The sequence below is a fragment of the Pseudomonas sp. GW822-FHT05A08 genome (genome assembly GCF_058800485.1).
The window spans coordinates 2189678-2203631 of record NZ_CM179511.1; the positions used below are offsets into that span (position 1 = coordinate 2189678).

11 protein-coding genes are annotated in these 13954 nt (G+C 60.6%); 6 read left to right on the forward strand and 5 right to left on the reverse strand.

What is annotated here, in order from left to right:
• Positions 1-448: 448 nt before the first annotated feature.
• From AC3RCP_RS09925 to AC3RCP_RS09940, 4 genes are all read left to right on the forward strand, one after another.
• Positions 449-1165 (forward strand): fimbrial biogenesis chaperone, encoded by a 717-nt coding sequence (locus AC3RCP_RS09925; RefSeq protein WP_101337213.1) that lies wholly within the window; start codon positions 449-451, stop codon positions 1163-1165.
• 108 nt (positions 1166-1273) lie between these two features.
• Entirely contained in the window at positions 1274-2245 is a 972-nt protein-coding gene (locus tag AC3RCP_RS09930; protein ID WP_101337214.1) for a fimbrial protein, read from the forward strand.
• Between the two features lie 317 nt (positions 2246-2562).
• Positions 2563-5439 (forward strand): ATP-binding protein, encoded by a 2877-nt coding sequence (locus tag AC3RCP_RS09935; RefSeq protein ID WP_101337215.1) that lies wholly within the window; start codon positions 2563-2565, stop codon positions 5437-5439.
• 452 nt (positions 5440-5891) lie between these two features.
• Positions 5892-6713, forward strand: a complete 822-nt coding sequence (locus tag AC3RCP_RS09940; RefSeq protein ID WP_492571670.1) for an alpha/beta hydrolase — start codon at positions 5892-5894, stop codon at positions 6711-6713.
• A gap of 79 nt (positions 6714-6792) precedes the next feature.
• Here the strand turns inward: AC3RCP_RS09940 and AC3RCP_RS09945 are convergent, their stop codons facing one another.
• The 3 genes from AC3RCP_RS09945 to AC3RCP_RS09955 all read right to left on the reverse strand — a co-directional run bounded on the left by AC3RCP_RS09945 (position 6793) and on the right by AC3RCP_RS09955 (position 8931).
• Positions 6793-7431 carry a LysE family translocator gene (locus AC3RCP_RS09945; RefSeq protein WP_009042830.1) on the reverse strand — a complete coding sequence of 213 codons (639 nt, stop codon included), beginning with the start codon at positions 7429-7431 and terminating at the stop codon, positions 6793-6795.
• Position 7432: 1 nt separating this feature from the next.
• A complete protein-coding gene (locus AC3RCP_RS09950) occupies positions 7433-8203 on the reverse strand; it encodes a 2OG-Fe(II) oxygenase (RefSeq protein WP_492571669.1) in 771 nt (256 codons plus the stop codon).
• A 101-nt stretch (positions 8204-8304) separates the two neighbouring features.
• Entirely contained in the window at positions 8305-8931 is a 627-nt protein-coding gene (locus AC3RCP_RS09955) for an alanyl-tRNA editing protein (protein WP_007931638.1), read from the reverse strand.
• 91 nt (positions 8932-9022) lie between these two features.
• Between AC3RCP_RS09955 and AC3RCP_RS09960 the strand changes: the two genes are divergently transcribed.
• The gene (locus AC3RCP_RS09960; RefSeq protein WP_007931640.1) at positions 9023-10006 is read left to right on the forward strand and encodes a LysR family transcriptional regulator; all 984 of its coding nucleotides are present in this window, start codon (positions 9023-9025) and stop codon (positions 10004-10006) included.
• 72 nt (positions 10007-10078) lie between these two features.
• Here AC3RCP_RS09960 and AC3RCP_RS09965 read toward each other — a convergent pair whose 3' ends face one another.
• Positions 10079-10486, reverse strand: a complete 408-nt coding sequence (locus AC3RCP_RS09965) for a PA2817 family protein (protein ID WP_007931642.1) — start codon at positions 10484-10486, stop codon at positions 10079-10081.
• Positions 10487-10570: 84 nt separating this feature from the next.
• Positions 10571-13018: an acyl-CoA dehydrogenase gene (locus AC3RCP_RS09970; RefSeq protein ID WP_492571668.1), complete on the reverse strand. Its 2448-nt coding sequence runs from the start codon at positions 13016-13018 to the stop codon at positions 10571-10573.
• Positions 13019-13263: 245 nt separating this feature from the next.
• On the opposite strand from AC3RCP_RS09970, the gene AC3RCP_RS09975 reads away from it, so the two are divergent.
• Positions 13264-13923, forward strand: a complete 660-nt coding sequence (locus AC3RCP_RS09975) for a transglutaminase-like domain-containing protein (protein WP_007931646.1) — start codon at positions 13264-13266, stop codon at positions 13921-13923.
• Positions 13924-13954: the final 31 nt, after the last annotated feature.

The window sequence follows — 13954 nt, forward strand, 5'->3', positions numbered from 1 at the left end:
TGTGAGAGGGGTTTCTAAGTTAAAATCAGGATGTAAGCCGACAGGGTTGATACTTCATTCATGTCGGGAAATATCAGATCCATGATGGCATGAAATTTTGAATGTCAGGGCTAATAGAAATACCTTCGATCTGGAGCTTATGGATCGAAAACACTTGTTTTTAGAAAGCACTGATGCGCAGACAGGTATCCATCAATATGGGCTCTGAGGATGATTGCTTATTCTGTTCGCTCTTTTCGGCTTTCGCATAGTGAGTGAGCATTTTGTTCCTTTTAGGAATCGTCCTACTGATTACGACGCCTATCTAATGTAGTTTTCCCGCCTCCTGACTTTCTCGAACGTCACGAATACCCGCACGGTTCGCTTCGTCGAGTCCATCGATGTTTTTGCATGGCGCGTAACAACGGGGGGGCCGCCCTTCGACGCATACCGAGGTAGAGAATTTACCGTGAAGACTCCAGTCATCGCCGGATTGATTCTGGCCAGCTTCGCCCTGTTTTTGCCTGCTTGTTCCCAGGCTGGCATCAACCTGGAAAACACCCGTGTGGTGCTTGCGGCGCCGAGCAAGGAAGCGTCCCTGGTGATCAAGAACAGCGCGACCGAGGACTTGATGTTCCAGGCCTGGATCGAGTCGGCCGACAAGAGCGAGGATGTGCCTTTCGCCATCACCCCGGTGCTCAAGCGCCTGGCTGGCGAACAGCAGCAGGTGTTGCGCATCCTCTACAGCGGCAAGGGCCTGCCGACCGACAAGGAGTCGGTGTACTGGCTGAACGTGCGGGAGATTCCGCAAAAGTCCCGGGAGGAAAACACCCTGCAAATCGCCGTGCAGCAGCGCCTCAAGCTGTTCTACCGGCCGGCCGGGCTACCGGGCAAGGTCGCGGAGGCCCCCCAGCAACTGAAGTGGCGCCTGCTTGCCAAAGACGGCAAACCCTATCTGGAAGTGGCCAACCCGTCGGCTTTCCATTTGTCTTTTGCCGCGATCACGTTGCGGATGGGAAGCAAGAGTTTCACCGCACCGATCGATATGGTCGCGCCGGCCGCGACTTCCCGGGTCGAGATGGCGGAACTGCCGAGCGGCGTCCAGGCTAACGACCTCAAGGTTGAATTCGAAGTCATTGGCGATTTCGGTGGAATCCTCAAATACGACGGTGTTATCTCTAGCTGAGGCTTGGCGTCTTTTATTAGTGGCGACGAGAACTTTCTCGCTACTTCTTTTGGGTCATCATCGATGTGTATCTGGGCACTTAATGTGGCCTGGGAAGGAACTCTATATGTGCGCAAGATAATGTTTATCTTGATATTTTTATCCAGCCTGTGTGCCCGGGATGTACTTGCAGTTACTTGCACCTGGACCGGCTATCCTCCAGCGCAACTCACAATGGATATGATTCTTCCCTCTAAAATGATCATCAAGGCTGCTCCCGTTGGGCAGGTACTTGCAACATACAGAACGAGCCTCTGGAGTGGGCTGGCAAGTTGTTCCAGTAAAACTGATGTTTCTATTACAGTAGATACCGCGTTTACGCCATCGGCACTGCCCAAGGTCTATGAAACCGGTATTAAAGGCGTCGGTGTTAAATTCTGCCTGGCGCTTAGTTTTAACGACGACACTTGGTGTGCTCCATACTCTTATTCTGTTGGCTCAAGCTCATCAGCGATCCTTCCCAAGTTCATCGATGTGATATTCGTTCGTACCAATCGCGCCGTAGCCTCAGGTAATGTTCCGATGGACCTCAAGGTGAACTGGCAAATGGGAGACAGATCCCTTGTGGTCAGATCACAAGGCGGTACCGAACTGGTCAACGATGTGTTTTTCGCCGGATGCGAATCGGTAGGGGCGGCGGTCAATGTACCGATGGGTAAACAGACCATCGAAAATATTGCCAAGGGTAGCGTCAGAGAGGTGCCGTTCAACTTCGATGTCCGTTGTGATGGTTTGAAACCTAATACAAAGGTTCCGGTAAAAGTCTACTTCGAAGGTAGCTCCCAGGCCGATGGCATGCTCAAGCTTTCCAAGCTGGGCCAGGCGGGTGTCGCGTCGGGGGTGGGTATTTCCCTGGTCAATAACAAGGGCGTCAAGTTGCCGTTCGATATTGCCAGGTCCGTCGCCCTCGATTGGAATAGAGAGGTGGCGGAGGGCTCCATTTACCGGTTCTCCGGCAGTGCCAAATACGTTCCGACAGGTGGCGAGATAAAACCGGGCAAGGGCGATGCGACCATGAGCTTCGTTCTCAACTACAACTGATCGTCATCGGTGGCGGGCACATATTCTTCTGCTCGACGACCTGTTGCCTGCCCCGATCGGATGGCTATCGCGAGCCAGTTGCTGTCCAGCCTTCCCGAGTCCATCAGAGCACAAGGGCGCGCATAGTCGAGAAAGGCTTTCGCCGCTCGATGTCACAACCGCCGGCGCCCGGCTAGAATACCGACGGATCACTCTTGATCCATCCCCCATTGCCACAGATCAAAGCGGCACTCTCCATAAGAGGGTGACGCTGTTGCTCGTGGGACAACGGCCCATTTGCGCAGGTTGCCGGGGTTCGATTCACAGGAAGGTATTCCATGATTCCAGCGTGTTGTCGGATGGTCGCTCTCTGCCTGTTACTTGTTCTGTCACCCGCCCTGGTCGCACAGGAACCCGATATTTCCCTCGTCTCAAGGGTGGCAGTGACCAGCCGGCCATGGCTGAGTGAAGTAGACCGGCAGTGGCTGGCAAGCAGAGGCCCACTCACGATCGGAGTGGCATTGCCCGACTATCCGCCGCTGGGCATGCTTGACGTCAATCGTTTCCAGGGCATCACCGCGGATTACCTCGCCCTGTTGTTCGAGATCCCCCCCAAGGTCCGTCAATTCCCTTCCAGGCAGGCGGCGCTGGACGCGCTGCACAATGGTGAGATTGACCTGGTCGGCGGTGGCTCCGCGATGGATGCCGAGGATAACGGTCTGCTACTGACCCAGGCCTATGAACCGAACCAACCGGTGCTGGTGACAGCCGAACGCCATCCTTACGACCCACAGGCACCCGGCACCCGGCTGGGGGTGTTTGCCGGCTACCGTGTCGAGGAAAAGGTCTCCGCGGTTTATCCGTACAGCCAGATCCTGCCATTCGCCTCGCCGCTGCGCGCGCTCGAGGCGTTGAGCCTGGGAGAGGTCGATGGGGTGATCGATGATGCGGTATCGGCCCACTATCTGATCAACATCAACTACCTGCTGGACCTGCACATCGAAAACTTCGCGCCGGTGGAAAGCCGTGGTTTCGGCTTCCTGGTGCGCGCCTCCGATACTCGCCTGCATGCCGTGATCGAACGAGCCCTTCCGACCATTCGCTCACGCCATAGCGAAAGTATTCTGCGCAATTGGAGTGCGGGGAGCAGCCTGCGCCTGACCCAGCAACGCGTGACGCTGACGCCCGCCGAGAACCGTTGGCTGACCGCCCATCCGGAAATCCCGGTGACTGTCCATGACTCTCTCGGCGCCTTGGGACAATTGGACAACAGTGGGCAGGTGCGGGGTATCGGCCCCGACTATCTCAAGTTGCTCAGCCAGCGCAGCGGCCTGACGTTCCGCCCTGTCCGCGCGCAGAATTATGCCGAGATGAACGCGCAGATAACCGAGGGCAAGACCCTGATGACCTCGGTTACGTCTGCCGACACCGACACCGAGGCCTATATGGATATCCTTCTTCCTTATCTGAGGAGCTCGGTGGTACTGATGGCCGGACCCAAGGCAGCCCGTACCCAGGGCAGTTCTTTCCACAGCCTGAATGACCTGCAAGGCAAGCGCCTGGCCAGCGTCCCGGGTTATTTCGTCAATCAGATCATCCAGCAGAACTATCCGGATATCCGCTTACAGATCTATCCCAACTTTCTGGAGGCCATGCGCAGTGTCGACGACGGGCGTAGCGACGCGTTCATTGGCAGTGACTACACCGGTCGTTTCCTGTCCGCCCAGCGTTTCAACAACCGCTTGCGCGTAATCGGCATTCTCGACGAGTTCTCCCGCCCGGTCAGCCTTGGGGTGCTGAAGGGGCAGGAAGAACTGCGCAGCATCCTGGAGAAGGCCCAGGTGGCGATCACCCCGGAGGAAGTGGCGGACATCGTGGAACAGTGGGAGCCGCGTATTTCCACCTTGGGCAGCCATTTCTGGCGGGATCATCGCAGTAATATCCTCCGGCTTGGCGGTGTCTTCGGCTTGCTGGTCCTGTTGTCGCTGATCTGGGGGTTCTACCTGACCCGGCAGGTGCGCAAGACTCGCCAGGCCGAAGGTGAGCTGGCGCTGGCGCGGGAGAAGGCCGAAGCGGCCAACGAGGCCAAGAGCATCTTTTTGTCCACCATGAGCCATGAGATCCGTACCCCGCTGAACGCCATCATCGGCCTGCAGGAAGTGGTGCAGCAGAAGGCCGAACGGGGCGAGCTGGACCTGGCGTCGCTGGCCGTCGCTCAGGAGGCGGCACAGGGTCTGCTGCTGTTGCTCGGCAATGTGCTCGACCTGAACCGGATCGAGTCGGGGATGATCGACTCGGCGCCCGAGGCCGTGCTGCTCAAGGCCCAGATCGAAGCGATCGCGCCCCTGGTGGTCGGCATGGCGCGGCAGAAGCAGCTGGCGTTCGAGATGCGCTTCACCGGCGACATGGAGCAATGGGTGCTGATCGACCCGCTGCATTTGAAACAGGTGCTGTTCAACCTGCTGAGCAATGCCATCAAGTTCACCGAGCGCGGCCGGGTGACGCTGCATGCCTCGGGCAGCCGGGAGGCAGAACATCTGCACCTGTTGCTGGAGGTCATCGACAGCGGTATCGGCATCTCGGAGCAGGACCAGGCCAGATTGTTCCAGCCATTCTCCCAGGTCAGTTCGGCTCAGGCCGGGCAAACCTTTGGCAGTGGGCTGGGGCTGAATATCACCCGGCGGCTGGTCGAACTCATGGGCGGCACTATCGTCCTGAGCAGTGAACCGGATATAGGCTCCTGCTTCAGCGTGACCCTGCAACTGCCTCTGGCCGAGGCGCCTGCCGAAGCCGCGGCAGAAGTACCGCAGGCGAGCACGGAGCCGCTTTCGCTGAATATCCTCGTTGCTGAGGACAATGCGTTCAGCCGGTTGACGCTGGAAGAGCAATTGCTGGTTCTGGGGCATCGCGTGACGCTGGTCGAGGATGGGCAGGCGGCGTGGGAAGCCTGGCTGGCCGCCGAGTACGATGTGTTGATCACCGACAGCCAGATGCCACGCCTGGGCGGCTATGACTTGACCGTGCGCATCCGCCAGATGGAGCGCGAGAAGGGGCGCCGGCGCTGCTGGATCCTGGGGGCGACCGCCAGTGCCGAGGACGCGGAAATCCAGCGCTGCCTGGCCGCCGGGATGGATGAGGTGGTGTTCAAGCCCCTGACCCAGCAGGTGCTGAGGCAGGCCCTGGAGAATACTCAACGAGCCCCTGCACGGGCTTGAGCGCGGCGAACCGGTCATCAGGACAGTATTCCGAGCACCCCATCCTGGATAATCGCGGTGCTGACTGAGCGGGCCGGACGCACTCAGCGCCGGCTTTCCCAACATCGCGCTGGCCTGCATGGCCCCCGCCTGAGTATCTCCCCGCTTCAAGTTGATATGCCGTTGCGCCGTTCACCCAGGGCGGCCATGGCAAGATAAATCCTAGAGAAATTTAAGATTCGGCTGATTTACGTCTGACCTGGGCTCCACTCACTCTTTAGCGCATTCGAGCCGCGTTCCGCCCACCACCCTGCCTACAGTCCCCAACCACGCGTGGCATTCCTCTCACAGAGAGCAGCCGTGGACAGCGAAGCCGCTCCCCTGAAACCTTCCTGCCCGATGACGGACACGTCCGCACCAACCGCAGGCCGCTGACCAAGCCTTTTTAAACATTCCTTCCATCGGAGATGACCATGACCATTCTCTATCGCGACATGAATCAAGCCCAGCTCGATGCGGCGTATAACAACACTGAGGCAGTGCCGGATTTCCCCGGTATCTACGCAGCCCTGCAGGCGCGTAGCGCCAATTTCTACGCCTCTGTGGCCGGCCGGCTCGATCTGCCTTACGGCACCGGCTCCAGGCAGCGTTATGACTGGTTGCCCTGTGGCAAAGCCGACGCCCCGACGTTCATCTTCATCCATGGCGGGTATTGGCAGAATTGCAGCAAGGAAGATTTCGCCTTCATCGCCGCCGGTCCCCTGGCTGCGGGGTTCAACGTCGTCCTGGCCGAATATACGCTCGCGCCGCAGGCCTCGATGACACAGATCGTCAGCGAAATTGGCAGCCTGCTCGAGCATCTTCAGGCCGACGTTGATCACCTGGGTATTGCGGGGCACAAGGTGGTCCTGAGCGGGCACTCGGCAGGAGGCCACCTGGCGATCCAGTTCCGTTCGCACCCATGGGTGACCGATGTCCTGGCGATCAGCGCATTGGTCGACCTGGAACCCATAAGCCTGTCGTGGCTCAACCAGAAACTGAGTCTCTCGGAAGCGGAGATCAATGCCTATAGCCCGCTGCACCATATCAGTAAGGGCGCCCATACATGGGTGGCGGTAGGTGCCGACGAACTGTCGGAACTGGTCCGCCAGTCTGATGAGTACGCCAAGCAGGCGTTGGCCCGGGGAGAGTCTGTGCAGCTGATTCACGTGCCGGGCTGCACGCACTTTTCAGTACTGGACGAAATGGCAAAACCGCAGGGAATCTTGCTTCAGGCCTTGTCATCCGCCAACTGATCGGGGATCGGAACTTAGCAAGCCTGTGTCGAGCCGCCAGTTGCTGGCGGCTCGCTTGAGCAAGGCGTTGGGATGCGGCTTACATCGACAGGATCAGGCGCCCGGCGAACAGAATCAGGATCACTCCCATGGTTCGCTCGAACCAGTGGCCCATGCGCATGAACAGCAAGCGCACCCGCGGGCTGGAAAAGAACAGCGCGACGATCACGAACCACAGCGCGTTCACACAACACATCCATACACCGTAGAGCGCCTGCACCTTGAGGGGCGTGGTGGCGCTGATCACCGTGGTGAAAATCGCCAGGAAGAACAGCGTGGCCTTGGGGTTGGTGGCGTTGGTCAGGAAACCGGTCATGAAGGCCTTGGGCAAGGTCTGCCGCTGCACCTGATCGTTGTTCGTGTCGCTGCCCTCGATCGATGTCTTGGGTTTGCTGCGCAACAGGCTGACCCCGAGATAAAGAATGTAGGCGCCGCCTACCACCTTGGCCACGTTCAGCAGCCATGGCGTGGTATGCATCAGCGCACCGACCCCCAGCAGGGTGTACAGCACATGCACGGAAATCCCCGCGCCGATGCCGATGGCCGTGCACAGCCCGACCACCCGGCCAAAGCGCACGCTCTGGCGGATGGTCACGGCAAAGTCAGGCCCGGGAGCCACCACGGCGAGAAAGTGGATGGTCGCCAGGGCCAGGAATTCGCCTAGATAGTTGGAAAGCATTTCAACTCCAGAAGGTCAGGGGGGACGAGCTGCCGCGATAGCCGACAAAAAAGGAAAGGCTCAGGCGCGGGTTGGCCACCCCCGAGGTGACTGCGTGCATGCGCCTTGAGTTGAACATGATGAAATCTCCGGGCTCCGGGCGGATCTCCAGCGAGGGTGTGCCGAGCAGGGCGGGCTCGATGCCGTAGCTGTCGCCGCGCATGTCGTCGAACTGGTCCGGGGAAATATCGTGATTCCACATCTGCAGGGCGCCACCCGCGTCAGGCATGTTCAGGTAGAGGTTGCAGGCGAACTGCGCCTCCAGGCTGTGGGCCTGGAAGCTGTCGGGGGCGTCCTTGGCGAAAATGTCGTGATGGGCAAGGAAGCACACCCCGGGTTTCACCACCCGCGACAGGCCAACGTACATCTTGCGCCCGTACAGGTTTTCCAGGTGGGCGCCGGCCGGCCAGGACTCGTCGAGCATGCAGCGCAGGGTGTCGACGGGAGACGCATAGGGCGCGCAACGCGTGCGCAGTTCGGCGATGTTGGCGGTGGCGCGTTCGAAATAGTCTTCGATCAGCAGCGGCTGGTTTTCCGCCTCATAAAACGCCATGCCGATCCGCCCGATGCTGGGGGCGTTGATGTAGCCCTCGAAGCCGGGAGCGAGAATCTTGTCACCCAGCTGGATCGCCTGGGTGTGCGGCAGGAAATTCTTGATGCGCAGGGCGAGCACTTGTTCCTGGGCCAGTTTCTTTATGCACGTCTCATCGAGACGCTCGACGTCAAGCATCATCTGCAGATCCCTCTATCCGATAATCGTCGAACCCGCGCACGCGGGTTTCCCCTGTGTCAGGCGATGCGTCGCGTGATGTGCAAGGCGACACCGCCGATGAATCAGTCCACGTGGTAGTGAACCGAAAGCATTCCTTTCTTCTGCGAGAGGGAGGCGATAGTGACGTTGCCCAATTCCTTCAGGCGCTTCACATGGGTCCCCCCGCAGCCATAGGCGGGAAGCTCGCCGAAACCGATTTCCCGCGAGCCTTCACGCAGCGAGACCAGGCGCGGCAGGTCGGCGGCAATCCAGTGATCGATGCCACTCTGCAGGCTGTCGACGTCGAGTTCCTGCGGGCTGTCCCCGGGCTTGAAGGACACGCGGCCCTCACCAGGCCAGTGATGGGCCTTGACCGGGACCCAGCCGCGGGTTTCGCCGAAATGACCGATCAGGTGCCCGGCCGAGTGCATGCGGGTATTGAACTGGCGGCGCTGTTCATCGACCTGGACCTGGACCATGCCCGGTTGCACCGGCTGGCTGACGTAATGAATGATTCGCTCGGGTTCCTGGACCACGCGCAACACCTGGCTTTCGCCGATCCAGCCGGTGTCGCAGGGTTGGCCGCCGCCTTGGGGATGAAAGATCGTGGCACGCAGGATCACCGCGAATTCGTTGTCCTGCGGGGTGCATTCGAGCACTTCAACGTTGGCCTTGAGTTCATCATTATGAAAAAAGAGGCGAAGCGTCATATTCCGTGCCCTTATTAAAATACCTTTTTTAATTATATGGCGCGGCGGAATTGCGTGATAATCCGTTCAAACCTCAAAGGACTGTTGTGCTGTGAGCATAAATCTCCCCCTTCCGCTGCTGGGCGAAATGGCGATTTTCGTCAAGGTCGTCGAGGTCGGCAGCTTCTCCGAAGCCGCCCGCCAGTTGGGTTCGTCACCCTCGGCGGTGAGTCGCAGCATTTCCCGTCTGGAGAAGGCGCTGGCGACTCGCTTGCTGCAACGCACCACGCGCAAGTTGCGCTTGAGCGAAGGGGGCGAGGAGGTGTTCAAGCGCTGCAGCGAAATGGTCAGCGCCGCCAAGTCGGTGATGGAAATCAGCGGTCAGTTCACCCACGAGGCCGAAGGGCTGGTGCGGGTCAGCGTGCCCAAGGCCGTGGGGCGTTTTGTCGTGCATCCGTACATGCCCGAGTTTCTGCGGCGTTACCCCAAGGTCGATGTCGAGTTGTTATTGGAAGATCGCAACATCGACCTGATCGACGACAACGTGGACCTGGCCATCCGCATCACCGATCGGCCGCCGGCGGGGCTGGTCGGGCGCCAGTTGCTGACCATCGATCATATGCTGTGCGCCACGCCGCAGTACCTGGCCGAGCACGGGACGCCCAGCCATCCCCAGGATCTGCTCAACCACAGTTGCATTTACCTGGGTGAAACCCCCAGCGATGCGCGCTGGAAGTTCAAGAAGGGCAGCAAGTCGGTGACGGTTGGCGTGCGTGGGCGTTATGCGGCCAATCACACCGGGGTACGGCTGGGGGCGGTGCTGGAGCATATCGGCATCGGCAGCTTGCCGTACTTCACCGCGCGGCATGCCCTGGAGCAGGGCTTGCTGGTGCAGGTTCTACCGGACTGGACGTTTCTCGCTTCCTACCATGGCGGTGCCTGGCTGTTGCATTCGCCAACCCGTTACCTGCCGCCGAAGCTGCGGGTATTCATCGATTACCTGGTGGAGTGCCTGGCCAAGGAGCCGACCTTGAGCCGGCAGGGCAAGCAGGAGGCGAAAGGCTACGAACAGCCCGAAGGCGATGGAGCGGGTTGAGCCAGCCGCTCATGGGTAGAAAAAAGGCCCGCCGGTTCAACCGTGCGGGCCTTTGTAGTGTCCGGGCCGGACTCAGTGCTTGCTGTCCTGGGCGGAGAGCGCCAGCAGCTGCTTTTCCTGGTTCCAGTCGAACGGTTCATCATTCTGCTCGGCTTCGTAGCGACGCTCTTCGAGCGCCTGGTACAGGTCGATTTCCTCGTCGGGCATGTAGTGCAGGCAATCCCCAGCGAAGAACCACAGCAGGTCGCGCGGTACCAGATGGGCGACCTGTGGATAACGCTGCATCACCTGGCACAGCAGATCCTGGCCCAGGTACTGGCTTTCGATCGGGTCGATCGGCAGCGAGGCGCGCAGTTCGTCGAAGCGTTCCAGGAACAAGGCATGGCTTTCTTCGGGAACCTGCTCGGCTTCACCCACGGCGACCAGGATACTGCGCAAATGGTCGAGCAGGACGAGATGATCGGCGACGACGTTGGACATGACATGAGTCCTCAACAGCAAAACGGGCGCGGGAGTATATAGCTCCTGCGCCCGGTTTCATAATCCGCCTGACGGTCCTGCGCCTTAGCGGGTTTTCCCTTCGCTCAGGGTCAGCTCTTCCTTGGCGAAGTCATCGACATCGATGACTTTGCGGCGGGCGGCTTCAGCCTCGCGCAGGGTCTGGGCTTCCACCGGTTGCAACACGCCGGCCTCCAGCGCGGCGTCGATGGCATGTTCGCCGGCCACCGGTTTGACCTGGCCACTTTTCAGCGCCTCGTGCAGTTTTTTCTGCAGCGGGTGACTGGCGTTCAACGAGTCGAAGGCGTGTTGCAGGGCGCCGACCGGGTCCTGCGCCGATTGTGGGCGGTAGCAGCCGGCCAGCAGCTCTTCCAGGGTCGGGTCGCCCTTGGCCCGGCCGATGATCGCGGCGACCTCGGCGTCCAACTGGTCGGACGGGCCTTTGTGACGGCGGCCGAACGGGAATACCACCACCCGCAGCAGGCAACCCAGCACCCGGTTAGGGAAGTTCTCGAGCAGTTCGTCCAGGGCTCGTTCCGACTGGCCGAGGCTTTCTTCCATAGCCCAGGTGAACAGCGGCTGCAGATGCTCCGGCGAATCCAGGTCGTGGTAGCGCTTGAGTGCGGCGGAGGCGAGGTACATGTGGCTGAGCACATCGCCGAGGCGTGCCGACAGGCGTTCGCGACGCTTCAGCTCGCCGCCCAGCAACATCATGCTCAGGTCGGCCAGCATGGCGAAGGCCGCGGCCTGGCGGTTGAGGGCGCGGAAATAACCTTGGCTGAGCTTGTCCCCCGGCGCCTGTTCGAAGTGCCCCAGGCCCAGGTTCAGCACCAGGGTGCTGGCCGCGTTGCCCACGGCAAAACCGATGTGCTTGAGCAGCAGGCCGTCGAATTCGACCAGCGCCTGATCGTGGTCTTCGCGACCGGCCAGGGCCATTTCCTTGAGCACGAACGGATGGCAGCGAATGGCGCCCTGGCCGAAGATCATCAGGTTGCGCGAGAGAATGTTCGCGCCTTCCACGGTGATGAAGATCGGCGCGCCTTGCCAACTGCGGCCCAGGTAGTTGTTCGGGCCCATGATGATGGCCTTGCCGCCGTGCACATCCATCGCGTGGCCGATGCATTCGCGACCGCGCTCGGTCAGGTGGTACTTGAGAATCGCCGACAGCACCGAGGGCTTTTCCCCCAGGTCGACGGCATTGGCCGTGAGCATGCGCGCGCTGTCCATCAGCCAGGCGTTGCCGCCGATGCGGGCCAGGGCTTCCTGGATGCCTTCGAAGGCATTGAGCGGGACATTGAACTGCTCACGTACCTGGGCATATTGGCCGGTCACCAGGCTGGTGAACTTGGCCGCGCCAGTGCCGACGGCCGGCAGGGAAATGGAGCGGCCGACCGACAGGCAGTTCATCAGCATCATCCAGCCCTTGCCGAGCATTTCCTGGCCGCCGATAAGGAAGTCCAGGGGAATGAACACGTCCTTGCCGGAGTTCGGACCGTTCATGAAGGCAGCGCCGAGCGGCAGGTGGCGACGGCCGATTTCCACGCCGGGGGTGTCGGTCGGAATCAGCGCCAGGCTGATCCCCAGGTCTTCATCGTCACCCAGCAGATGGTCCGGGTCGTAGGCCTTGAAGGCCAGGCCGAGGAGGGTGGCGACCGGGCCCAGGGTGATGTAGCGCTTTTCCCAGTTCAGGCGCAGGCCGAGGGTTTCCTCGCCTTGCCACTGGCCTTTGCAGATCACCCCGGTATCGGGCATGGCGCCGGCGTCGGAACCGGCCAGCGGGCCGGTGAGGGCGAAACAGGGGATATCGTCGCCACGGGCCAGCCGCGGCAGGTAGTGGTTACGCTGTTCGTCGGTGCCGTAATGCAGCAGCAGCTCGGCCGGGCCGAGGGAGTTGGGGACCATCACGGTGGACGCCAGGTCGCCGCTGCGGGTCGCCAGTTTCATCGCCACCTGTGAGTGGGCATAGGCGGAGAACCCCTTGCCACCGAACTCCTTGGGGATGATCAGGGCAAAGAAACCGTGTTGCTTGATGTGCTCCCAGGCGGCGGGCGGCAGGTCCATGGACTGGCCGATCTGCCAGTCGCTGACCATGGCGCACAGCTCTTCGGTGGGGCCGTCGATGAAGGCCTGTTCCTCTTCGCTCAGTTGCGCTTTCGGGTAGGCCAGCAGCTTGTCCCAGTCCGGACGGCCGCTGAACAGTTCACCGTCCCACCAGACCGTGCCGGCATCGATGGCGTCGCGTTCGGTTTGCGACATCGGTGGCAGGACCTTCTGGAACCAACTGAACAGCGGGGCGCTGAAGTACTTGCGGCGCAGGTCGGGCAGTAGCAAGGGCGCTGCCACCGCGGCCAGCAATACCCAGAAGATCAGCAGCAGCCAGCCCGGTGCACGGCTGAAGGCGCCCATGGCCAGCAGGTAGACGGCCACCACACCCAGGGCGGGCAGGGGCGCAATGCGGCGGTGGGCCAGGTAGGCAATACCGACCAGCAGAACCAGTATCCACAACAACAGCATATTTAATCCTCCGTGAAACCAGGGGCAAAATCACCCACAGAGCTTAGTCGGCATCCGACAAAAGGGGTGACAGGGCAGTGCGCTTGCAGCGGTAAGAAGAAGCGGACGCAGACGTCAGGCATCGGGTCAGCAGCGTGTCGATCTTGTCAGGCTCGAAGCGGCAGCCTCTGATATTTGGCCGAAACGTCGTTATCGCTGGGATGAGGCCGTCGTTAGACTCGGGACTTCACTCGGAGATCATCCCCATGCACGAGTACCTGAGTCCCAGCCGCTTCATCGATAGTGACCACCCCGCGGTGGTGGAGTTCGCGGAAACTCATCGTGGCGCCAGCAGCGATCCGTTGGAGCAGGCTGTGAACCTCTATTACGCGGTGCGCGAGGCCGTGCGCTACAACCCCTACACCTTCAGTCGCGACCCCGAGACCCTGCGTGGCAGCCATGCCCTGGCTACCGGCGAAAGTTACTGCGTGCCCAAGGCCACCCTACTTGCCGGCTGCGCGCGGCATTGCGGGATCGCCGCGCGGATCGGCCTGGCGGACGTGCGCAATCACTTGTCGACCCCGCGTTTGCTGGAGTTGCTGCGCAGTGATGTGTTTGCCATGCACGGCTATACCGAGCTGTACCTGCAAGGACGCTGGGTCAAGGCCACGCCGGCGTTCAACCGGAAACTCTGCGAGATGTACGATGTAGCGCCACTGGAATTCGATGGCCGTCATGACAGCGTGTTCCACCCGTTCAATCGCCAGGGCGAGCAGATGATGGAATACGTGCTGGACCACGGACAATTCGCCGACGTCCCCGAGACCTTCTTCTTCAAACACCTGGAGAAGTGTTATCCGCATCTGTTCGCCGAGCAGATGCCGTTGCTGCTGGGCGACATGCAGAGTGATTTGAGTCAGGTCTGATCCGGCGTAGACTGCCTCGGCATTCATCACT